Annotated in this window: 1 protein-coding gene; it reads right to left on the reverse strand. The window is 55.9% G+C overall.

Going from position 1 to position 1,014, the window contains the following annotated elements; genetic code table 11:
• The coding region (locus tag BUA93_RS15680) for a PD-(D/E)XK nuclease family transposase (protein ID WP_072981008.1) at positions 1-744 on the reverse strand (744 nt) is incomplete at its 3' end.
• Positions 745-1,014 lie beyond the last annotated feature (270 nt).

Here is a 1,014-nt window from a genome sequence, read left to right on the forward strand (position 1 = left end):
CATAGCCTCGCTTACAAGAAATTCTTCCGTAAATTTACTCAATTCGGCCTTCTTCTGCAAGAGGGCGAACTGCGACCCCTCCGGAACGGGGACGGGCCGCTCGTTGTTCAGTCCGTCGAACACGCGCAGCCACTGGGCAAAGCGGCTGTTATCGGATTCGAATCCTCCCTTCAGGAACTTGGGAACCTCTACCAGGGTGATGGTCTGCTTCTTGTAGAACTCCTCGTTGTCCTGGTTCTTGAGGCGGATCGTGTGCAGGTAGTTCTCCCATTCCGGGAAACCGACAAACATCTGGAGGCTGATCAGGTTCAGGTTCTTCAGGTTGTAGGGCCGCCCCCTGGAAAGGCTTGCGACCGTGTGCTTCGAGGTGTAGTACACCAGGCGGCTGTTGAACGACTCGTCCTCGATGTGCTGGACCTCCAGCACGATGCGATCCGTGCGCTGGTCCTCGGCCACGATATCCGAGACGGTGCTCTTGGTGAACGTCCCGGGAAGTTCCTTGTCCACGAAGGTGAGGTGCTCGATGCAGTTGCTCCCGTAAAGGTGAAGCGCCGCGTTGAAGAAGTCTACCGCGATCGACTCGTTCTCGGGAATCCCGAGGAGCTTCTTGATGACCGCGTCGTTGTAGATGTAGACGTACTTGTAGCGCTTGCGGTATTCCGCGATGCATGCGGAAACATCGCCACCCTGCTTGCGGGCATCGCCGATTTCACGGAGCATACCTGCGTATTGTCCCTTGTTCATAAAGGGCTCCTTGCTATTAGCGGTTTGCCCGTGTACGCCCAAAGCGCACACGAACGGTGTTTAAATGATTGTTGGTCTATGATGGAAGCCGACCGCTAGGCGAGTCGGTATATGTATCGCAGCGCATTCCGCATGGGTTTTCCAAGGCCAGGGCTTTCGCCTCCGTCTGAACCGGACCTACGACTGCGAGAAGGAATGTTCCCGCTCGTGGATGCGTACGCCTCGGTCAGCGGGAGGGGCAGACTCGGAAATGAATATATAAATTTTTCG

The sequence above is a fragment of the Fibrobacter sp. UWH4 genome, from assembly GCF_900142475.1.
Taxonomy (GTDB): domain Bacteria; phylum Fibrobacterota; class Fibrobacteria; order Fibrobacterales; family Fibrobacteraceae; genus Fibrobacter.